The sequence below is a fragment of the Acinetobacter sp. A3 genome, assembly GCF_012371415.1.
In the GTDB taxonomy this organism is placed as follows: domain Bacteria; phylum Pseudomonadota; class Gammaproteobacteria; order Pseudomonadales; family Moraxellaceae; genus Acinetobacter.
On record NZ_JAAZQW010000018.1, the window covers coordinates 23,791 to 44,987 of the forward strand.

Sequence of the window (21,197 nt, forward strand, 5' to 3'; positions counted from 1 at the left end):
TATAAAAAGCGCACTGTTTAAAGTGCGCTTTTTGTTTGTTTTATATCTGGCTTAGATCGCCATAAGTCCAAACTTGGCTTAATGCGTTGGTGGTTGATGATGCGCAATTTCAATTTGATTTAAAATATAATTACTCATATTTTTCGCCATTTCTTCTTTGGCGAAATACACCTCACCAATGTTGTCCTTACGAATCACTTCGGCTTCAGCTTTGCTTTCTGCACAAACCAAGACCTGAATTTCAGGGTTGAGGGTTTTGGCAATATCCACAATTTTATGAATGTCCAGAATATCCATAGGCGAAAGCACCAACAGTCTTGCATGCTGGATATGCGCCTGAATCAGCACACCTGCTTCTGTCGCAACTCCGCTGACCGCAGCAATGCCTTTGGCACGCAAATCTTCTACAATTTCACGGTTTTCTTCGGCAATCACGACCTTAATATTTTCAGCCATGAGGTTTTGGGTAATACGACGTCCGACTTCACCATGTCCAACAATCACGACCTGATCACGTAAATAGTCCTGTGAGACTTCATCGGGTAGCATCGCTAATGGGTCGCTGCTACGTTCCAGTAAACGTGCCAAGTAAGAGCGTTCCCGAATCCAGTTTTGCACGGGTTCAATTGCAGAGAAAACAAAAGAGTTGAGTGTAATAGAAATGAGTGCTCCTGCCAGAATCAGGTTTTGGCCTTCCAGCGACAACAGTTGTAGCGATACGCCTAAGGTTGCCAAAATGAAGGAGAACTCACCAATTTGCGCTAAGCTTGCACCTACAGTTAAGGCCGTGTTGAGTGGGTAGCGGAAGAACAGCACCAACGCCATTGCTGCAATGGTTTTACCCACCATAATAATGGCAACCACAGCCAGTACGTGTATCGGTTCTTCAATTAAAATACGTGGGTCAAACAGCATGCCCACGGCTACAAAGAACAGGATTGAGAAAATTTCACGTAGTGGAAGAGTTTCTTCTTCGGCACGATGGCTAAAGTCAGACTCTTTCACCACCATACCTGCAAAGAATGCACCGAGCGCCATCGATACGCCAAAGACTTTATAGGCACCAAAGGCAATTGATACCGCTGCTGCAACTACAGTTAGGGTAAACAGTTCCCGAGAGCCCAACCGCGCCACAATTTGCATGATAAAGGGCACAAGGCGTTTGCCCACAATGAGCATAAAGGCAATGAAGCCTGAGACCTTAAGTAAGGTTAGCCCCAAAGTTAGCCAGATATTTTCATCATTTGCACCTTCAATGGCTTGTCCACCCAGTAATACGGCTGTTGCGGGAAGCAGTACCAAGGCCAAGACCATCACTAAGTCTTCAACCAATAACCAACCCACAGCAATTTTACCGTTAACGGAGTCAAGTAAGCCGCGATCTCCTAAGGCTTTGAGCAAAACAACGGTACTGGCACAGGACAGGCTTAAGCCAAAGATGAGCGCAGAGCCAAAACTCCAACCCCACATCATCGACACACCCACACCCAATAAGGTCGCCACTGCAATTTGTAGTATTGCACCAGGCAGGGCAATACGTCGGACTTGCATGAGATCGTTCAGGGAAAAGTGCATGCCCACGCCAAACATGAGGAACATTACCCCAAGTTCTGCCAGTTGGTTGGCTAAATGGATGTCGGCAACAATTCCGGGGGTGTTGGGGCTAATGATCACCCCAGCAATTAAATAGCCCATGAGCGGCGGCAGGCGTAAACGAGCAGCGATATAACCAAATACCAGCGCCAAGCCAAAACCAACGGCAAGTAAGATAATGAGTTCTACATCATGCGGCACGAGAAACTCCTGAAGCCATGGTTAACCTTATGTGAAGACAAGCACAAACAGTGCCAAAAGAAAAATGCGAGGAAATTTTAACAAGTGGGGCAAAAAAAGTGCAAAAAAAACGACCTAATTCAGGTCGTTTTTTTAAAAAGCCAAAATTATTTGATTTTAGCTTCTTTGAAAATCACGTGTTGACGGATTTTTGGATCAAATTTTTTGATTTCCATTTTTTCCGGCATAGTACGTTTGTTTTTAGTAGTGGTGTAGAAATAACCAGTACCCGCTGTAGACACTAAGCGAATCTTATCACGCATTGTCTTGACTCCTTACTTAGATCTTTTGACCTTGAGCACGTAGGTCAGCAACAACCTTTTCAATGCCCAATTTGTCGATAATACGCATACCTTTAGTGGTTAAACGAAGACGTACGAAACGTTTTTCGCTTTCTAACCAGAAACGGTGGTTGTGCAGGTTCGGCTCGAACCGGCGCTTAGTTTTGTTGTTGGCGTGTGAGACGTTGTTACCAACGACTGGACGCTTGCCGGTAACTTGGCAAACCTTAGACATGGTGTAACTCCATTGATTTAGCCAACAGCAAATCTGTATGGCCAGTCAAAAATAAACGGATGAATTCATTCAAGGGGCGTTTTATATCAAAAATACGCTTAAAAGACAAGCGATTTTCTTCAAAAACAGCATGAGCTAGTTTGATAGCTCATGCCTTGATCAGTTAGCGAAGCAGCGTCTTCGAAATCAATCGATGAATCGGCTTATCAAATGGGGGAAGAATGAACTTCAAGCTATATAGCTTCGGATTAGACATTACCGACCGTTCATGTGATAAGCTGAAAAAACCTTCAGGACCGTGATATTTCCCCATCCCTGATGCGCCAACACCGCCAAACGGTAGGTCATCTTGTGCAACGTGGGTCAATACAGTATTGATTCCGAAATGCCCTGAATGGGTTCGCTGTGCGACATAGTCGGCACGCGCCTGATCAAAGTCGAAATAGTATAAAGCAAGAGGACGCGGTCGGCTATTAATAAACTCGATTACATCATCAATTTGATCATATTCTAAGATAGGTAGCACTGGCCCGAAGATTTCGTTTTGCATAATTTGCATGTCTGGGCTGACATTGGTCAGTACGGTAGGCGCCATTTTGCGGGTTGCAGCGACATTTTCACTTTGCGGATTAATTTCAATAATATTGGCACCGCGTTCACGGGCATCTTCCAAATAACCTTGCAAACGGCGGTACTGTTTGTCATTAATAATGGCGGTATAGTCCTGATTGTCACGAATGTGTGGATACATTTCCGTCACATAGCGTTCAAAATGTTCCATAAATTCGGCAGTTTTACCTTTAGGCAGGAACATATAGTCAGGCGCAACGCAGGTTTGACCTGCGTTCCAAAGTTTACCTACGGCAAGACGTTGAGCAACATCGGCCATGTCGCTAGAAGGGTGAACCAAAACAGGTGATTTTCCACCAAGTTCTAAAATGACAGGAACTAAGTTTTTGGATGCTGCAGCCATTACCGTTTTACCGACTTCGGTAGAGCCTGTGAAAATCATTTTGTCAAAAGGTAAATGGCTGAAGGCGTCAGAAAGATTACCACCGCCATTAATCACTGCCACCAGTTCTTGTGGGAACGCTTCACTCAAGGCATTTTCCAATACCCGACCAAAATGGGTCGAGGCACTGGAAATTTTGATCATGGCATTGTTACCTGCAGCCAAAGCACAAATGAGTGGGCCTAAAGACAGTAATAATGGATAATTCCATGGTGCAATAATGCCAATCACCCCTAAAGGCTGATACTGTACCCATGCTTTTGCAGGTTGGTGAATGATTCCGACTTGACGTTTAGACGGTTTCATCCAATTGCTTAGGTTTTTACTGTAGTATTTGATATGTTCTAAACAAGTCAGCAGCTCGCCAATTTTAGTTTCTGCAATGGCACGGTTGCCATAGTCACGATTAATCGCTTCAGCAAATTGGTCTTGATATTTCACAATGACACGTTTTAAGCGAGCTAAACGCTCAATGCGTTCTTTGGCACTTGGGACAGGATGACGTTGATACGCATATTTCTGCAATGCCAAAATATCATCCAGACGTTGTAAATCGGGTGAATGAGGGGTCATTGAAGTTGTTTTTGTTTGACTGTTCATGGCATGTTACCATTCAATAAAAGCAATATAAGTTAGTTTTTAGAGTATTTACTCTAAACAGTCAAGTGACTTTATGTTTTTGCTCCCCCAAATTTTAAAGAATGGTTGTTTTTAGGATGTCACAAACCAAAACGTTGAAAACCAAAGAACGTATTTTGCAATTGAGTTTGCAATTGTTTAACGAGCGTGGTGAGCGTTCAGTTACAACCAATCATATTGCGGCTGAATTGGGCATGAGCCCAGGGAATTTGTATTACCATTTCCGCAATAAGAACGAAATTATTAAAGAGTTGATGGAGCAATACCAGCAGGAAACTTTAGAAATGTTGGCCTTACCTGAAAGCCGTGGGTTGGATGCCAACGATAAAATTCGTTATTTTCAGGTACTCAGTAGTCAGTTATGGGCCTATCGTTTTTTGCATCGTGATGTCTATCACTTGGTCGAAACCAATGAAGATTTCCGCAAAATGTATCCGCGTTTTGCAGGGCAGGTCATGCAGCAGGGGCAGAAAATTTATCAGGCCTTTGTGGATGCAGGACTCATGCAAATGACCGAGTCGGAAATTGAAGCCTTAATTATTAATATCTGGATTGTGCTGACCAACTGGACCAACTTCTTATATATGTCGGGTCACATTACCGATTCCAATCATTTAGAAGAAAAATGGGTATGGCAGGCTTTGCGTCAAATGTTGTTCCTTGAGGGGGCATATTTACGTGGTGAAAGCCGTGCGACTTATGAGCGATTATTGGAAACATTGGGTTCATCTGAACTGTTTGCAAGTTTATCATCCAGTAAAAATACCCAAGCCGACTAAGCGGCTGTGAATGGCTATTTAGAATGTCTGAGAAACGCGTTAGAATACTCGGCTTGTTTTTCAATTTAACCAAGTAGTGACTTAAAACAACATGAATATGACGACTGCGAATACTGCACGTTTACTGATTACCTGTGAAGATAAACCGGGTATTGTGCAGGCTGTATCAAGCTTTTTGTATCATCAGGGAGCTAACATTACTGCGCTTGATCAATACGCAACAGAAGCACAGGGCGGGCGTTATTTCATGCGGGTTGAGTTTGAGCTGGATCATTTGCAAAGCCGTAAAGAAAGCTTATTGCAAACGTTTGCATCTAACGTGGCAGAACGCTATGACATGCAGTGGCGTTTGGCCTTAGTCAGCGATGTGAAAAAAGTCGGCATTTTGGTGTCTAAAGTCGATCATGCTTTGCTTGAGTTGTTATGGCGTCATTCACGTGGCGGTTTACCGTGTGAAATTACCAAAGTAGTGTCGAACCATGACACATTGCGTGAAGCGGTAGAAAATTTTGGTATCCCATTTGAAGTGGTACCTGTAAATAAAGAAAATAAACGTGAAGCTTATGCTCAAATTGATGAATTGATGCAAGGCAATGATTTGCTGGTATTGGCGCGTTATATGCAAATTCTGGATGAAGAGTTTGTGTCTAAGTGGGAAATGAAAGTGATCAATATTCACCACTCTTTCTTGCCGGCCTTTGTGGGAGCAAACCCGTACAAACAAGCCTATGAAAAAGGCGTGAAGTTGATTGGTGCAACGGCACACTACGTGACTGCAGACCTAGACCAAGGCCCGATTATTGAGCAAGATGTAGAGCGTGTAAACCATGACTTTACGGTAGATCAGTTGCGCGAATTGGGGCAGGACGTTGAACGTAATGTACTGGCTCGTGCAGTCAAATGGCATTTAGAAGACCGTATTATTGTAGATGGCAACAAAACTGTTGTATTTCAATAGGGTGTAAAGCCATCTCAAGATTGAACAAAAAACATGCCGTCTAGGCATGTTTTTTTATACTATAATTGTAATGTTATAACATTTATTTTAATTGTGTATTAATAAGCATAATGTGTGATTGTTCACATGTGTTATTAAAAAATAGTTGCAAATGAAAACACTTCTCATTTATTATTGCGTTACTTTAATTGTGCTAACCGATCAGTTTGATCGTATAAGCTGTGATGGTTTGGCAATTGCTTTTCAAGGTCGCTGACTTTAATGAACCAATCTCCCAACGCTATGACGCATACATCCCACACCATGAAAAAGAAAGTTGTAACAGCTTTAGCCGTGGTTGCATTGGGACACGTGGGCGTGTTGTGGGCATTGGGGCAGATGCCAACCCCAAGCTTAAAGCCAATAGAAAAAGAACCTTTAAAAGTCCGCTTTGTAAAAATTCAAGAACCTCCAAAACCTTTGCCGCCACAACCTAAAGCTGAGCCGCAACCAGAAAAACCAAAACCGCAGCCAGTGAAAGAAGTGCCAGTGGTAGAAAAACCGTTACCACCGCCACCTAAAAAAGTGGAAAAAGTACAGCAGGTGAAAAAAGCGGAAGCGCCTAAGCCTGTGGCAAAACCCGTAGAAAAACCTGTCGAGCGTGTTGTGAAACCTGCACCTGTAGCGACAGTGACTGAAACTAAGGTGGTACAAGCCGCACCTAAACCAACTCCTGCGCCTGTTGCACCCGCACCTGTCGTGCCAGCCGCACCTAAAACAGTTTCAATTGGTGGGTCAGGGGTGCAATGGAGTCGCTCACCAAAACCAACTTATAGTAACCGCGATTTACAAGGTGAAACCCGAACAGTGGTAGTTCTCATTGAGGCCAATGAAAAAGGCGCAATTACCCATGCACAAATCACCCGTTCCAGTGGTTTACCTGCTTTAGATCAAAAGATTTTACGCGCTGTGCGTAGTGCAAAATTCAAACCGTACAAAGAAAATGGCGTTGCTTATCCAATTCGTGCTGAGCAGCCTTTTGAATTGACATTGAACCCTAACGGCTAACCTTAACAGGAGTTCGAGTATGAACTTTTCCGTCTATTGGCAACATGCAGATGCAGTCAGCAAAACACTGTATTTCGTGTTATTGGCGATGTCGATTGCGACATGGACCATCTTCGCATTACGTTTGATGGGCACGCGCCAATTGAAGCAACAAGCTTATGCTCAACTGTCTCAGGCTTTAAATCAGCTTAAGGCAAAACTGGCGCCACTAAGTTTTGAACAGCGCAAAGCGGTTGCAGAACAGGCCCTATTGCGTCAAATTTCTGTAGAAAAAGCATCGGCAGAAAAAGGGGTGTCGGTATTGGGTACAATTGCCTCACTTGCACCGTTTGTCGGTTTATTCGGTACGGTTTGGGGAATTTTCCATGCACTGGTTGCCGTAGGTAAAAGTGGGCAGGCAGGACTGGCACAAGTCGCAACCCCAGTGGGTGAAGCTTTAATTATGACAGGCTTTGGTTTGGCAGTCGCAATTCCAGCAGTGATTGCCTACAACATTTGCTCACGCGTGAACCGTACCTTATCGAACAATCTGCAAGATCATGCACACAGCTTGTTGATTGATACCATGTTGCAGCAAGATTCATCTGTGCAAAAAACAGAAGTGAAAGCAACACAACAAAGTTTGGTGGGAGGTCAGGTTTAATGGCTTTTCAATTGGGTGAAGACAACGACTCAGGCATGAATGAGATGAACCTCATTCCCCTGATCGACATTATGTTGGTATTGATGATCATCTTTTTGGTGACAGCGACCGTTGCCAACCCATCTATACCATTAACCTTGCCGCAAACGACTGCAGAGATTGTCGATTTACCACCTGAGCAAATTCAGGTCAGTATCAATGCCAATGGTGAAGTGGCGTGGGATGATCAAATTATTAGCTTAGATGAGTTGCAAACCCGCTTTAACAGCGCCAGTCAGCAAGCTCAGCAACCAACGGTGGTGTTAAGAGCCGACAAAGAAGCGCGTTATGATACTGTAGCGCAAGTGATGTCACGTGCGAGTGAAGCCGGACTCAGTGATATTGCTTTTGCAACAGACGATTAAGCCCATATCTTATTTAAAATTAGCGATCTTTTAAGGTCGCTTTTTTTATGCGAACTCACGCATAATGCCAAAATATTTCACCTACTCAAGCGTATTTAATCAACCAAGCTATTTGGGTTGAGTTCGCCGCTTATTTGAAAGTCTATTTTTTGTTTAAATCAGGTTCAGCCATGAGTTCACGCCAAGCACTAGATGCAAAAGCCAGTAGTATGATGCTTATTTTGTGCGTCTTTTGGGGTTTACAACAAGTGGTGCTGAAGCTGGCCGCACCTGATATTTCTCCATTAATGCAATTGGCATTACGCTCAGGTTTATCTGCCAGCATGGTGTTGCCTTTGTTGTGGATGGCAAGAAATACACAATTGTTTGCAGCACAATACGTGTATCCCGGCATATTGGTCGGGGTGTTGTTTGCCGCAGAATTTTTTATGCTAGGGCAAGCTATTCAATATACCTCTGCCTCGCACGTGGTGGTTTTACTATACACTGCACCTATTTTTGTGGCTTTAGGCTTACATTGGAAACTACCTGCAGAGCGGTTATCTCCTTTGCAGTGGAGCGGAATTATTTTGGCTTTTGTTGGGATTGCGGTTACGTTTTTGTGGCGTGCTGAATCTCAACAGCAAGACTTCAACCAAATGCTTTTTGGTGATTTACTGGCCTTAAGTGCAGGTATGCTTTGGGCAGCCACCACGATAGCTGTACGTTTAAGCCGTTTGTCTGAAGCACCTGCAACGCAAACCCTGTTTTATCAATTGGTAGGTGGCTTTCTGATTTTATTGCCTATGGCGTATGCACTCGGGCAAGCAGACATTCATTGGACTGCTATTGCATGGGCAAGTTTGGTTTTTCATGCTGTGTTGATTTCATTTATTAGCTATTTGGCTTGGTTTTGGTTGTTGAAGCAATATTTAGCCTCTAGCTTAGGCGTATTTTCATTTTTAACGCCTTTATTCGGGGTGTTGTTTGGTGTTTGGTTATTGAATGAAAGTCTGAGTCAAAGTTTTATCGTCGGGGCAATTTTGGTCATGTTGGGCGTGTTGATGGTCAATGCACAAGGTTGGTTTAAAAATAAAACTCAGGTAATGCAAAGCAAATAAGCTGTGCTGCTCGGTTTGAATTCGGTTGGGTTGTGGTTTGTCAGACTTTATCTGCAATCAAGCAAAAACCATCTTCAAGCGACTTAGGGAATTGCATACCTAAACTTGAAGATGGTTTGTGCCAAAAATTGAAATGATCTAGATTAGCCGTTATTTCGCTTCAAAAATTTTAGATAACGGAATGGAAAGTTTGGCAGCTAAGTAGTCGTCAGATTCAATTAAAATAGGCCCTAGTTTTTGCATCCATTCATCATCAGGATACACATTGGCTAACTCCTGACGGCGTGGTAAAGAGTAAGGTAATTTTGAATAAAAACTCCAAAAATCCACCTGAGACAAATTACGCACCAACACGAATTCATCATTTTCAGTGCGCTTAATTAAATTTTGTTGTTCCAACATCAATACATAAGATGGCCAGCGTCCAATTTCATTGCGGCCTAAAACATCCAGTGCTTCTGCCTCGCTCACACTCTCGCCACGCATTTGCTTTTTATAGAACAATTCCAGCAAGTCTAAAAGCATAAGTAGGGGATGGCATTTTTTTTCTCGACTGGCTTCAAATGCGGTCAGGGCATAACTAATTTCGACACCTAAGAGTACGATGTTCCAAGACAGAAAAATCCACAGTAAGAAAATAGGCACAGCCGCAAATGCACCATAAATCAGCTCATAGCTGGTGAAGTTGGACATAATAAAACCAAACAGGTTTTTTAATAATTCAAACACCACTGCGCTAAAAACACCTGCAATTAGGGCGGCTTTTACAGGCACACTACGGTTGGGAATCGTCCAGTTTAGAATAAAAAAGCCTAAAACAGTCAGTGCGAATGAAATCAGCCATAAAATAAACGCACCGTTGAGCTCATAACCTGCAAAGTTATTACTGAGTACATTCATAGATGCCAAAGTGGATGAAATAACAAAGGCACTGCCCAGCAAAATAGGTCCTAAAGAAATAATGGTCCAATAACGCATAAAACCCATAATGCCACCACGGGTTTCTTTGACACGCCAAATGCGATTAAACACGGTTTCAATACTGGTCAGCATCATCACTGTGGTAATGAATAAAAACAGAATCCCGATAATCGTGAGGTTGCTAGATTTATCAGTAAAAGCACTTAAGGCTTTGTCGAATGCGATGGTGGTTTTAGGTAAAAAGTTACTGTAAATCAGCTGTTGTAATTGTTGGCGTGCAGGTTCAAGTGCCTTAATGGAAGAGATGATCACTAAAAAAACGGTCAGCATCGGCACAACCGCAAACAGGGTGGTGTAGGTTAAAGAACCTGCTTGTTCACGGCAGCGGTCGGCTTCAAAGCGACGCAGCACAAATAAGACAAATTGAAACCATTTTTTGTCATAGAAGGGCAGTTTCTTTAAATACTCAACAATCATACAGTCGCTGTCTCAATTTTTAATCATCTTTATGTGTTTTCATGTTTAAGCTTAACCAAAAAAGCAGCAAAATACCGTATAGTTTTCATTTTTAGTCTGATTTATTCGCATGATGCAAGCATATATTCTGGTTTTGTACTTTAGTAAATATGGTTCTACTAAGGAAATGGCACATTTAATTGCCAATGGAGTAGAGGCCAGTGGCATGCCTGTTAAAATTAGAACCGTACCCAATATTTCAACTGTTGTACAACAAGCTGAGCCAAGTATTCCAGCAGAAGGCGATATTTACTGTACTTTGGATGATCTGGCCAATTGTTCAGGTTTAGCCTTAGGTTCGCCAACACGCTTTGGCAATATGGCATCAGAAATGAAATACTTTTGGGATCAAACCACCAGTCTGTGGCTGAATGGTGCGTTACATAATAAACCTGCCTGTGTGTTTACCTCTTCAGGTTCGATGCATGGCGGACAGGAAAGCACTTTACTGACTATGTTACCGCCACTTTTTCACCATGGCATGATGATCATGGGCTTGCACAATGCACATCCTGCGTTATCCAACACCAAGACAGGCGGTACACCGTATGGGGCAACTCATGTGAGTGGCCCACGCCACGATCAGGCTTTGAGTCAGGATGAAAAAATCTTGTGTGAAGCACAAGGGCAACGTTTAGGCGAAATGGTGAAAAAGTTACAAGGAATGTAATTTTCTGAATCATTAACTCAGGTGTAAAACGAATAGAATGTTTTACACCTTGATTGTATTTGAGCTTCATTGGCTGCGGTAATTTGAGTATTTTTATTCATGCAAAAAAACAAATTACTTTTCACGTAAAATCACTATTTTTAGTGATATTCAGTCTTTCACTTTTCACATTTAATAGCCACTTTAAAAGCAGAATTTTCTGTCACGGTTCACGCAGCATTTTTTGTGCAGGTATATGTATTAAGCACAATGGATTGCTGTAAAAATGAGAGATTGAGGAAAAGTGGAAATGAATAAGTTAGTGTTAATTGGTTTAGCTGTATTGAGTTTAGGCTGTTCGTGGTCGAGTGTAGCTGCAACTGAGATTGTACACAGTCTGAACTTCCCCCAAGAACAACCAGCCCAAAAACAACCTGCAGAAGTTCAATATTTAGCAGCTCAAAAGCCAGTAATTGCAGCCGAAAATGTACAAGTAAAATAATAAAAAGATGTGATAAAAGTGCTGTTTTATACAGCACTTTTTTATATGAAAATCTACGTTTGGTGTGTTTAAGATTGGCTTGGTTTGATTTGTTTTTTAAAACGGTGTTTGCATTTCAGACAGTGAAAATCAAGAAAGATATTTTGGTCGACAATTACACCTGCTTTTTTACCAAAGCGATGCCCTAAAAAGCCGCCAGTGATTCCAACACTAATTGCACCTACAAAAGTGCCAATGGTACCACCCATAATCACCCCAAGAGGCCCTGCCACAGTACCAATTGCAGCACCAATTGATGCACCAGAGGCAGCACCGCCGACGGTTCCAGCCGCTGTTCCTGCCGAGCCTAATAAGACTCCACCAATTTTTTGTAAGCTTTGTTCATGGTCGCGTTTTTCAACTTGGGTTGAGCCACACTTTGGACAGACGATACTGTGTTCCATCAACGGATTGTCTTGTGTCATGACTGTAAAATGCCTTGTACTGATGCTGTTTGCATAACTGCAAGCAGGATGTCAAAAGAGTGAGTAATCTTTCCCTTCTTTATATTTAAGAGATTTACACACTATTGTTTAAGAGGTTCAGCATGGCGTAGCGCTGTCATTTTGTAAATAAAATATATGTAAATGAGTTGCTTAAGTTTGCAAAATAATAGGGCTAAAAAAAGAGCGCCGTAGCGCTCTTTTTGAGATTTAATTTTGTGTCATGACTAGATTTATTGCTTCTGCGAGCAAGGCTTAATCACGTACAAATTCAACTGTACCATTTGCCAAGGATTTAACACGGGCCAATGACTCGACACGGTAGCCTTTTTCTAAGAGTAATTCACGACCAGACTGGAATGATTTTTCAATCACAATTCCAATGCCGACCACTTCTGCTTGGGCTTGATGAATCAGATCTGCCAGCCCCAGTGCTGCTTGACCATTCGCTAAAAAGTCATCAATGACCAACACTTTGTCGGTAGCATGAATGTGTTTGTTTGAAATGGCGATAGTGCTTTCCGTTTGTTTGGTAAATGAAAACACTTTAGAACGGTATAAATCATCTTTTAAAGTTAAAGATTGATATTTACGTGCAAAAATTACAGGAACGCCCAGTTCTAAACCTGCCATGACTGCAGGTGCAATACCTGATGCTTCAATAGTAATAATTTTGGTGATGCCTGCATCTTTAAATAAACGCGCAAATTCTTGACCAATTTGCTGCATCATCACAGGGTCAATTTGATGGTTTAAGAAAGAATCGACTTTGAGAACCGTCTCAGATAAAACGATACCTTCAGCTAAAATTTTCTGTTCTAGTGCATGCACGGGAGAATCCTCAAGGGCAGGTGCTTTTTAAAGCAAAAGCGTATTTTAAAAAGCACCTGAAAAAATGCAAGAACAATTTACCAAATGGTGAATAGCTGCCGAGTTTGCTCAGCAGCTATGTTGAGAATTAGTTGGTTGGGCCTTTATAACCTGTTAGCAATAATCCATAAGACTTGTCTTTGTCTTGGTGGGTGACTTTTACAGGTAAGTAGTCAAGTTTTGGTGCAAGCCAGAAAATCGTGTCACGGTTAGGTTTGTTGTGTTTAAGAACCACTTTAATGGTGTCAAACGTACCGTAATTGGTTTTGATTTTTTCTGAACCTTGTTTAATAAAGCGACGTGATTCAACTTCTTTGTTGTCAGCAATATAGTAGCTCGACTTTAAACCGCCACTTTTTAAGTCTTCACGAATTTGCAATTCTGCATTGAGTTCATCCAACACACCTGCTTTCCACGCAAACGAGCGTACATCGCTGTCTTTTTTGGTGTTAATGGTTTTTGCAGCAGGATTAAAATTAATATTCATGGTGTTGTTATGCACCAAAATTTTACTGCTGCGGCTAAAACTAGACGAGCCAATTTTACCGTCATTAAAAGTAAAACGGCTGGTTTCAGTGGCAGATGCAATCACACCTGCTTTGGCTGCAAATACATAATTCCACTGATTGCCTGTTTTGCTTAAGGTACGTGTTGCAGAACCCAAGTTTTTACCATTGTAGTTAAACTGGTAACTAGCTTGGAAAGGACTCATGGCAAATGCTTGGCTAGAGAAACCAGCCAAGAACAGTGCTGTGGACACACCGGCTGCCATACCCATTGTTTTCAATACATGATTTGCCATTGCTGAGATATTTCCTTTGTATGTAGGGAGATGCAATTTGCTTGCTTGTTGCCATTATACGCATTGAATATGAAGAGAAAATTGGAAATTATGCGGCTTATGTAGTTTTCCTGTATGTATTCTCTTCCAAAATTTAACCAAATTTAGTAGATACGATGAGCAAGGCAGGCATTAGCTTTGTTTTTGTTTCAATGGTGTCACTTGTGTATCTTCTAGGGTTTCACTCAGGTCATCCAGTCTTTCTTCAGACATTTTACGGAACAATGCCGTTAAATTGACGTTGCCCATCAGTACCAATTCGGCTTCACGTAATACAGCGTGATTCACGTGAACTTTGCCTAAGGTGTCAATGATCGAGCGGTTTTTGCCTAGCCAGCGGTTTAAGTCCAAATGCAGTAAGTCATCTTTGACTTTAATGACTTTAAGTTTTTCTAAAATCATCCCCAAAGGGTCGTCATTGCGTATTTTTTGATAGTAGAACAAGGCACATTTCACGGCAATTTTATGAAAAACACTTGGATAACTAGCATCAATTACTTGGGTGTCACTGATTTGTTCAAACACAATCAGTTGTGTGTTTTTATTCAGCTCCATCTGTACCAGTTTTAAATCAACCGAAAGGGTAATGTTTAAACCGTTATAGTCCAGCGTGGCGTACAGGCGTAACCAGTCATCGTGTAAGTCTGCATGCAGATCTTGCAACATTTTCACATTATCAGTCACAAAGCGCTGAAAAGTCGCATTTAAGAAGACTTGAGATAATGGAAATTCACGTTCATCCTCAATAAATCCTTCCGCTTTTTGGTACACTTGTCGGATACGTTGAGAGATATTGGTGATCAGGCTTTGCATACGGCGTCCAGGTCGTTCATTGATTCTTTTCAGATACAAATATTTTATCGAATTGTATTAAAAATACAGGCACAGAAGCTTGCAGTTTAGCAAAATAAATTGCACCATTTTTAATATTTTAAGATTCGGCAGTCAGCTTTTTGATGAACTTGGCAGTTTTGAAAAAAGTAAAATCTGTTCAAAGTAACTTGCTCTTAGATTTATACCGCATTTAGCGGCTTGGGGAATCGGACATTTTGTCGGATTAATGTGATGCTAAAAAAAATTCAATTGATGCCTACTTCACAAGAGTGGTGGAAAGACCCTATTTTTGCTGCTGCGTTACTCGTGGCTGCTGTGCTGCACGTGATGATTTTAGCTGTACAATTTGCTGCACCACAACAAAGCGATGCCGCAGTTAAAGAAATTGCGGTATCGGTACGAATGAGTGATACAAAAGTTGAAGATGCAGACTTTTTAGCACAGGCCGATCAGCAAGGTTCGGGGACTTTTCGAGAAGAACATCGCATGTCGAGTGACATGCCAGCACCTATGACTGAGCAAAGTGCAGGTGAACAACAGCTGGAAAGCTTAGAGCGTATGCAGCAACAGCGCGAATTAAACTTTGAAGAAAAAGTGTTGATGACCACGCTTAGTTGGCAAAAGCAGGCGGCAGAAAATCAGCGTAAAAAAGCCATGCAGGAATTGAATAGTCAGTTTCAGGCCAAGGCGGCCATGGTTGCCAGTATTGAAGCGCAATATTTACAACGCCAACAAAACTTTAGCCGTCAGCAAAAAATTAAAACCATTGATGGAATTCAGGCCAAGCAAGATAACACTGCGGGCTATATGGAAAAATTCCGTCAAAAAGTCGAGTTTTATGGCAACCGCTATTACCCCGAACAGGCCAAAGCACAGAATTTATCGGGTGAGGTGCGTTTAATGGTAGTTTTAAACAGCAATGGTGGGATTCGTGCCATTCGTTTAATTGAAAGTTCAGGTCATGCCATGTTGGATGAAGCAGCGAAGGCTTCGGTGCGTAAGGCTGCACCTTTTGGCGCATTCGATGCGAAAATGAAAGATATTTCTGAATTACGGATTGTGCGGACGTGGCGCTTTGACCCTGCTGAAGCTGAGTTTGAGGTGCGTTAATGATTATTCACCTCTCCCTAACCCTCTCCTGAAAGGAGAGGGAATTTTGTGTGATACACGCATACGATTCTACTCTGTGTTCTTCCTCCCGTTGGGAGGGAGTTAGAGGGATGGGTAAACAAAAAAGCGAGCCTAAGCCCACTATTTTTATAGTTTTTTAGAACTTCAAATTCAATCTCTTTCCACGTATGGATTTTCTAAACCCAACTTGGCAAGAATCTCAATTTCTAAAGCTTCCATTTCTTCGGCATCCTCATCTGAGGTTTCATGGTCGTAGCCCATGAGATGCAGCGTGCCGTGTACCAGCATGTGAGTGAAATGTGCCAAAGGTGTTTTAGCTTGTTCGGCTGCTTCCTGTAAAACCACAGGAATACAAATCACCAGATCACCAATTGGAAAGCTTGGCAACACTTGTGCCATTTCATCGGGTAAATCACTCGGGAAAGACAAGACATTGGTCGATTTGTCTTTTTTGCGATATTCCAGATTAAGCTTGAGACTTTCTGCATGATCAACACAGGCAATCCCAATTTCACAGTCACTTTGGGTGTCTATATGCCTTAAAGTGGTTTCCACCACTTTTTTAAGATAGGCGCGCTTTAATACCAGCTCAGGTGCTTGAATGTCCTGTTGCAGGCTTAGACTTAGTTTCAAAATGAATCCTTAATACTTCAGTAGGTTGCAGAACGCACAGCCACTAGTGCTGTGCATCTGCTGCGGCATCATTTTCCGCAATTAAAGCTTCCTGACGTGCTTTGCGTTCAGCACGTGCTTCGGCACTTAAACGCTGTTGCTCACTGTCCCAGCCTTCGTAGGCTTCAACAATTTTTTGCACCAACTGGTGACGTACCACATCACGTGAGTGGAAACGTGTGATGTGAATTTCATGCACATTTTCCAAGACACGCAGCGCATGAGATAAACCTGATTGCTGACCACGTGGTAAATCAACCTGAGTCACGTCACCAGTAATGACCGCACGAGAGCCAAAGCCCAAACGAGTCAGGAACATTTTCATTTGTTCAGGGGTGGTATTCTGCGCTTCATCCAAAATCACAAAAGAGTGATTTAGGGTGCGACCACGCATATATGCTAGGGGCGCAACTTCAATTACTTGACGTTCAATGAGTTTGGCCACTTTCTCAAAACCCAACATTTCATATAGGGCGTCATAAAGTGGGCGCAAGTAGGGGTCAATTTTTTGGGTTAAATCACCAGGTAGGAAACCCAGTTTTTCACCTGCTTCAACCGCAGGACGCACCAATAGAATTCGCTGAATTTCATTGCGTTCCAGCATATCTACGGCAGCAGCTACGGCCAAATAGGTTTTACCTGTACCTGCAGGACCAATACCAAAAGAAATATCGCTTTGCAAAATACGCTGAACATAACGCTTTTGGTTGGCACCGCGTGGGTTAATACGGCCTTTGCGGGTTTGTAACCAAACAGCATCCAATCCAGTATGCTCTTGCCCATCATCCGATTGTAATTCACGGTCAGTCTGACTGCCTTGAATCATCATGTGGAGCGTGTCTGCACTGATTTGTGCAGAACTTTCCGCTTCTTCATGCAGGCGTTGCAAGAGCGTTTCGGCTCGCTCAACTGCATCAATTTCCCCATCTATAAAAAAGGCGTCACCACGATGGGAAATTTGGACGTCTAGGCGTTGTTCGATTTGTTTCAAATGTCCGTTATAAGCACCGAGCATGCTTTTTAAACGTTCCATTGAAATACCAGGAAAAGTTACTGTACGTCGAATCGCTGCAGTCAAGAGAATTCCTTAATCTGTTATTGGACTTTAGCTCCTACATTACGCCACGTCAGGCTCAAGATTCAAGAGCTCACCATAAACTAAATTCAAAGTTTTAATCTCGGTAATCTCAATCTCCGCAAAGCGTCCGACCCAAGCAGGGTCACCAATAAATGTTACTAAACGTGTATTGTCTGCTGTGCCGACCAAAATGTTCGGATCTTTATCAGAAACATTTTCAATCAGGACACGTTGCACCGTACCCAGCATGGCATCGGTCTTATCAATACTCGATTGTTTGATCCATTGTTGGACTTTGGCCAAACGCTCTTTTTTCACATCTTCAGGTGTGGTGTCTTCAAGTTCAGATGCAGGCGTACCTGGACGTTTTGAATAGATGAAACTGTACGAGTGGTCAAAATCCATCTCTTGAATAAACTGATAAGTTTCTTCAAAGTTTTGATCGGTTTCACCAGGGAAGCCAATAATAAAATCGCTAGATAAATGCATATCTGGGCGCACTTTACGTAATTTGGCAATCTTGTCGATATACACATCAATGGTGTGGTTACGCTTCATGGCTTGTAGCACATCGTTTGAGCCACTTTGTACAGGTAAGTGTAAATGCGACACCATTTGCGGTAAATCACGGTAGCATTGAATTAAATCATCATTAAATTCAAGCGGGTGTGATGTGGTGTAACGAATACGACCAATGCCAGGCACTTCGGCAACTAAACGCAGTAAATCTGCGAAAGTACAAATTTTGCCGTCAAAAGTTTCACCACGGTAACCATTTACGTTTTGACCGAGCAAGCTAATTTCACGCACGCCTTTTTCTGCCAGTGTTGCAATTTCAGCCAAAACATCATCTAAGGGGCGTGATACTTCTTCACCACGGGTATAAGGCACAACACAGAATGAGCAGTATTTTGAACAGCCTTCCATAATCGATACAAAGGCCTTAAAGCCTTCAACTCGCGGCTCAGGTAGGAAGTCGAACTTTTCGATGTCTGGGAAAGAAATATCCACCAGTTTGATTTTTTCTTTCTTTGGTTTTTCGACCTGATCGTGGTGTTGATCAAGCATTTGCGGTAAACGGTGTAAGGTTTGTGGACCAAAAATCATATCCACATACGGGGCACGCTTTTGAATATTGTCGCCTTCCTGAGAAGCGACGCAACCGCCTACGCCAATCACCAAATCAGGATTTTTTTCTTTCAGCTTACGCCAGCGACCTAATTCAGAAAACACCTTTTCCTGCGCTTTTTCACGAATCGAACAGGTATTCATGAGCAGAATATCGGCATCAGCAGGGTTGCTGGTCAGTACATAGCCGTGAGAATCGCCTAAAAGGTCTGCCATACGGTGACTGTCATACTCATTCATCTGACACCCTTGCGTTTCGATATACAGTTTTTTGACTGAACCGTCGGCTGGGGTGTGCTGTGGCTGGGTAACAGTGTTTTCTGAGGCAGCTTGGGCACCATTGGGGATGAAGGTTTGAACCGTCATGTAGGCTCCTAAGAGATAGTTCACTAAATCGTTTATAAAAAATAAACGTCATTAGACAAAAGAAAGGCGCATATTTTAGCAGGAATTCACGCTAAACTGACAGCCTTAAATCAGCACAACAGCTGATTGAAATATGAAGAAATTTGTTTGAACATGAGTTGTAAGATTAATAGTGTCTAATCAGAAGGTTACATAACAGAACACAACTGCGGTTCTAGACTAATTAAACTAAACCTAAAGATGAGATGCGGACCTCGAGGCGGAAGTAAATGACCGAAAGCAAGCGAATGCTGCAAATGATGAAACAAAATAATAATTTAGCTAAAAAGCTTGCTTTGAGCCTTGTTTCGTTTGCAGTCATGGCAAGTACGCATGCGGCAAATGAACAGTTCAATGATGCGTTACGTGCCGCCAATTCAGGTGATGTTGATTTATTGCAGCAGTATCAATATGCCATGCAAAATGATGTATTGGGCTATTATCCTGAATATTGGTCATTAAATACTAACCTTGGTATGCAGCCTGCCACCGCTATTATCCAGTTTGCACAGCGACATCCTCAATCGGCTATGGCGGAAAAATTGGCTGCCGACTATGTCGAAGAAAAAGTTAAACAGGCAGATTTTGGCAGTGCACAACCTGTGCTTGCCTATGTGAGTAATGCCGATCAGGCGGAAAGTTGTGCTATGGCGCAGGTGCGCACCCGTTCGGGCGATCCTTTAGTGCTGGCTGAATATAAAGATGTTTGGCTGACCACTAATTCACAACCTGAATCTTGTACAGGTTTGGGCCGCATGATGCTCTCTAGTCCAATCATGACTCAGCAAGACAAGCAGCAGCGTTTGTGGGGGCAATTGCGTGCAGGGCAGTCAGGGCAAGCTTTGGCGACTGCGCAAAGTTTGGGTATGAATCTGAGTTTGGCACAACTGAACAGTATTCAGGCTAATCCACTGAATTATTTATGGTCGGCCCCAAAAGCCAGCAATGAAGATCACGCTTATTTAATTTATGCCATAGGTCGTTTAGCCGACAGTGATCTGGATTCGGCCTTGTCTTCGCTAAAACGGAGCGCAGAGGGCACACCCGATGCCGTACAAAAAGCGTTGCACCGTGCAGTAGGCTATATTGGCGGCACCACGGTGATGAAAAATAATTTCAACCGTGAAGTGTTAAATGCCTTAGATGCCAGTTATGGCTTGCCATTTAGCCCCGAAGAGGCAGAAATTTATGCCAGACAGGCCATCCGCTTTGGTGCATGGGAAAGTGTGATTCGTGCAGTAGACAGCATGAGTGTGACTCAGAAACAAGAAGACCGTTGGCAATACTGGTTGGCTCGTGCCTCAGAACAACGTGGTGATGCAGCATCAAAACGCAGTGCGCAAAATATTTATAAACAGTTGGCACAGGGCGATGATTATCACAACTTATTAGCAAAAGATCGTCTTGGGCAGCGTTACAATGCCATTCCAGTAAATAGCCAGCCGACAACTAATGATTTGCAGCGTTTAAATCAGGATATTCACTTTAACCGTGCTTTTGCCTTACGTGAAATTAATGCGCCCGCCAATTATGTGAATCGAGAATGGAATTGGGCGGTACGTCAGGCCTATTTAAGACAAGATGATGGTTTGATTTTGGCAGCTGCCAAACGTGCGACTGATATGGGTTGGTATGATCGTGCAATTTATGCAGCAGACCGTACTGTGAATAAGCACAACTACAGTTACCGTTATGCGATGCCACACCGTAATTATGTGGTGAGTCATAGTCAAAATGCAGGTATTGATCCTGCTTGGGCTTATGGTTTGATGCGTCAAGAAAGCCGTTTCAATACTACGGCACGTTCGCATGTCGGTGCGGGTGGACTCATGCAAATTATGCCAGACACGGCACGTTTGGTTGCACGACAAATGGGTGAAACTTTTAATCCTGCTGCACTCAGTGATATGAATACCAATATCCGCTACGGTACATTTTATTTGTCGACCATTCAGCGACAATTAAGCAATAGTCCTGTGCTGGCCACAGCAGGGTACAACGCAGGGCCAAACCGTGCACGCCGTTGGCAGCCAGAGTTTCAGCAAATTGCGGCAGACCAATATACGGAAAGCATTCCTTTGTTGGAAACACGTGACTATGTAAAACACGTCATGACCAATGCTACACATTATGGATTGATGTTAGGTCAAGGCGGACAATCTATGAGTAGTCGTATGCAAAGTATTCCATCACGCAATACACCATAGTTAGTGGAATACTCAAGCATGCCATTTGTC

22 protein-coding genes are annotated in these 21,197 nt (G+C 42.7%); 10 read left to right on the forward strand and 12 right to left on the reverse strand.

Features of this window, described 5'->3' with window-relative positions; all coding sequences use genetic code 11:
- Positions 1 to 78 precede the first annotated feature (78 nt).
- The 4 genes from HHA42_RS07650 to HHA42_RS07665 all read right to left on the reverse strand — a co-directional run bounded on the left by HHA42_RS07650 (position 79) and on the right by HHA42_RS07665 (position 3,961).
- Positions 79 to 1,794: a cation:proton antiporter gene (locus HHA42_RS07650; protein WP_168418522.1), complete on the reverse strand. Its 1,716-nt coding sequence runs from the start codon at positions 1,792 to 1,794 to the stop codon at positions 79 to 81.
- A 146-nt stretch (positions 1,795 to 1,940) separates the two neighbouring features.
- A complete protein-coding gene (gene rpmG, locus HHA42_RS07655; RefSeq protein WP_003654787.1) occupies positions 1,941 to 2,096 on the reverse strand; it encodes a 50S ribosomal protein L33 in 156 nt (51 codons plus the stop codon).
- 16 nt (positions 2,097 to 2,112) lie between these two features.
- Positions 2,113 to 2,349 carry a 50S ribosomal protein L28 gene (gene rpmB / locus HHA42_RS07660; protein ID WP_004976147.1) on the reverse strand — a complete coding sequence of 79 codons (237 nt, stop codon included), beginning with the start codon at positions 2,347 to 2,349 and terminating at the stop codon, positions 2,113 to 2,115.
- 163 nt (positions 2,350 to 2,512) lie between these two features.
- Positions 2,513 to 3,961, reverse strand: a complete 1,449-nt coding sequence (locus HHA42_RS07665) for a coniferyl aldehyde dehydrogenase (RefSeq protein WP_168418523.1) — start codon at positions 3,959 to 3,961, stop codon at positions 2,513 to 2,515.
- A gap of 116 nt (positions 3,962 to 4,077) precedes the next feature.
- Here HHA42_RS07665 and HHA42_RS07670 point away from each other — a divergent pair, with 116 nt between their 5' ends.
- The 6 genes from HHA42_RS07670 to HHA42_RS07695 all read left to right on the forward strand — a co-directional run bounded on the left by HHA42_RS07670 (position 4,078) and on the right by HHA42_RS07695 (position 8,931).
- Positions 4,078 to 4,779 (forward strand): TetR/AcrR family transcriptional regulator, encoded by a 702-nt coding sequence (locus HHA42_RS07670; protein ID WP_168418524.1) that lies wholly within the window; start codon positions 4,078 to 4,080, stop codon positions 4,777 to 4,779.
- Between the two features lie 91 nt (positions 4,780 to 4,870).
- The gene (gene purU, locus HHA42_RS07675) at positions 4,871 to 5,737 is read left to right on the forward strand and encodes a formyltetrahydrofolate deformylase (RefSeq protein WP_168418525.1); all 867 of its coding nucleotides are present in this window, start codon (positions 4,871 to 4,873) and stop codon (positions 5,735 to 5,737) included.
- Positions 5,738 to 5,998: 261 nt separating this feature from the next.
- Complete coding sequence (locus HHA42_RS07680; protein ID WP_168418526.1) at positions 5,999 to 6,784, forward strand: energy transducer TonB; 786 nt, start codon at positions 5,999 to 6,001, stop codon at positions 6,782 to 6,784.
- Positions 6,785 to 6,803: 19 nt separating this feature from the next.
- Positions 6,804 to 7,427, forward strand: coding sequence for a MotA/TolQ/ExbB proton channel family protein (locus HHA42_RS07685; RefSeq protein ID WP_004976156.1), 624 nt, complete (start codon positions 6,804 to 6,806; stop codon positions 7,425 to 7,427).
- Positions 7,427 to 7,831, forward strand: a complete 405-nt coding sequence (locus HHA42_RS07690; protein ID WP_168418527.1) for a biopolymer transporter ExbD — start codon at positions 7,427 to 7,429, stop codon at positions 7,829 to 7,831. The genes HHA42_RS07685 and HHA42_RS07690 overlap by 1 nt, the downstream gene beginning before the upstream one ends.
- A 170-nt stretch (positions 7,832 to 8,001) precedes the next feature.
- Positions 8,002 to 8,931, forward strand: a complete 930-nt coding sequence (locus HHA42_RS07695) for a DMT family transporter (RefSeq protein WP_168418528.1) — start codon at positions 8,002 to 8,004, stop codon at positions 8,929 to 8,931.
- 150 nt (positions 8,932 to 9,081) lie between these two features.
- Here HHA42_RS07695 and HHA42_RS07700 read toward each other — a convergent pair whose 3' ends face one another.
- Positions 9,082 to 10,329: a YihY family inner membrane protein gene (locus HHA42_RS07700; RefSeq protein ID WP_168418529.1), complete on the reverse strand. Its 1,248-nt coding sequence runs from the start codon at positions 10,327 to 10,329 to the stop codon at positions 9,082 to 9,084.
- A 112-nt stretch (positions 10,330 to 10,441) separates the two neighbouring features.
- Here HHA42_RS07700 and wrbA point away from each other — a divergent pair, with 112 nt between their 5' ends.
- A complete protein-coding gene (gene wrbA, locus HHA42_RS07705) occupies positions 10,442 to 11,038 on the forward strand; it encodes an NAD(P)H:quinone oxidoreductase (protein WP_168418546.1) in 597 nt (198 codons plus the stop codon).
- Positions 11,039 to 11,327: 289 nt separating this feature from the next.
- Entirely contained in the window at positions 11,328 to 11,519 is a 192-nt protein-coding gene (locus HHA42_RS07710; RefSeq protein ID WP_168418530.1) for a hypothetical protein, read from the forward strand.
- Between the two features lie 68 nt (positions 11,520 to 11,587).
- Here the strand turns inward: HHA42_RS07710 and HHA42_RS07715 are convergent, their stop codons facing one another.
- The 4 genes from HHA42_RS07715 to HHA42_RS07730 form a co-directional block, all read right to left on the reverse strand.
- Complete coding sequence (locus tag HHA42_RS07715; RefSeq protein ID WP_168526020.1) at positions 11,588 to 11,983, reverse strand: hypothetical protein; 396 nt, start codon at positions 11,981 to 11,983, stop codon at positions 11,588 to 11,590.
- Positions 11,984 to 12,256: 273 nt separating this feature from the next.
- A complete protein-coding gene (locus HHA42_RS07720; protein WP_168418532.1) occupies positions 12,257 to 12,832 on the reverse strand; it encodes a xanthine phosphoribosyltransferase in 576 nt (191 codons plus the stop codon).
- Positions 12,833 to 12,959: 127 nt separating this feature from the next.
- Positions 12,960 to 13,673, reverse strand: coding sequence for a DUF3108 domain-containing protein (locus HHA42_RS07725; RefSeq protein ID WP_168526022.1), 714 nt, complete (start codon positions 13,671 to 13,673; stop codon positions 12,960 to 12,962).
- Positions 13,674 to 13,844: 171 nt separating this feature from the next.
- Positions 13,845 to 14,525 (reverse strand): hypothetical protein, encoded by a 681-nt coding sequence (locus HHA42_RS07730; RefSeq protein ID WP_168526024.1) that lies wholly within the window; start codon positions 14,523 to 14,525, stop codon positions 13,845 to 13,847.
- Between the two features lie 273 nt (positions 14,526 to 14,798).
- Here HHA42_RS07730 and HHA42_RS07735 point away from each other — a divergent pair, with 273 nt between their 5' ends.
- Positions 14,799 to 15,656 (forward strand): TonB family protein, encoded by an 858-nt coding sequence (locus HHA42_RS07735; protein WP_171525579.1) that lies wholly within the window; start codon positions 14,799 to 14,801, stop codon positions 15,654 to 15,656.
- Between the two features lie 171 nt (positions 15,657 to 15,827).
- Here HHA42_RS07735 and ybeY read toward each other — a convergent pair whose 3' ends face one another.
- From ybeY to miaB, 3 genes are read right to left on the reverse strand one after another with little or no spacing between them, the layout of a single operon-like run.
- A complete protein-coding gene (ybeY, locus tag HHA42_RS07740) occupies positions 15,828 to 16,310 on the reverse strand; it encodes an rRNA maturation RNase YbeY (RefSeq protein WP_168418536.1) in 483 nt (160 codons plus the stop codon).
- A 43-nt stretch (positions 16,311 to 16,353) separates the two neighbouring features.
- A complete protein-coding gene (locus HHA42_RS07745; protein WP_070155261.1) occupies positions 16,354 to 17,427 on the reverse strand; it encodes a PhoH family protein in 1,074 nt (357 codons plus the stop codon).
- A gap of 39 nt (positions 17,428 to 17,466) precedes the next feature.
- On the reverse strand, positions 17,467 to 18,921 hold the full coding sequence (miaB, locus tag HHA42_RS07750) for a tRNA (N6-isopentenyl adenosine(37)-C2)-methylthiotransferase MiaB (RefSeq protein WP_168418537.1): 1,455 nt from the start codon (positions 18,919 to 18,921) through the stop codon (positions 17,467 to 17,469).
- Positions 18,922 to 19,280: 359 nt separating this feature from the next.
- On the opposite strand from miaB, the gene HHA42_RS07755 reads away from it, so the two are divergent.
- A complete protein-coding gene (locus HHA42_RS07755; protein WP_171525580.1) occupies positions 19,281 to 21,167 on the forward strand; it encodes a lytic transglycosylase domain-containing protein in 1,887 nt (628 codons plus the stop codon).
- The last annotated feature ends 30 nt before the right edge of the window (positions 21,168 to 21,197 follow it).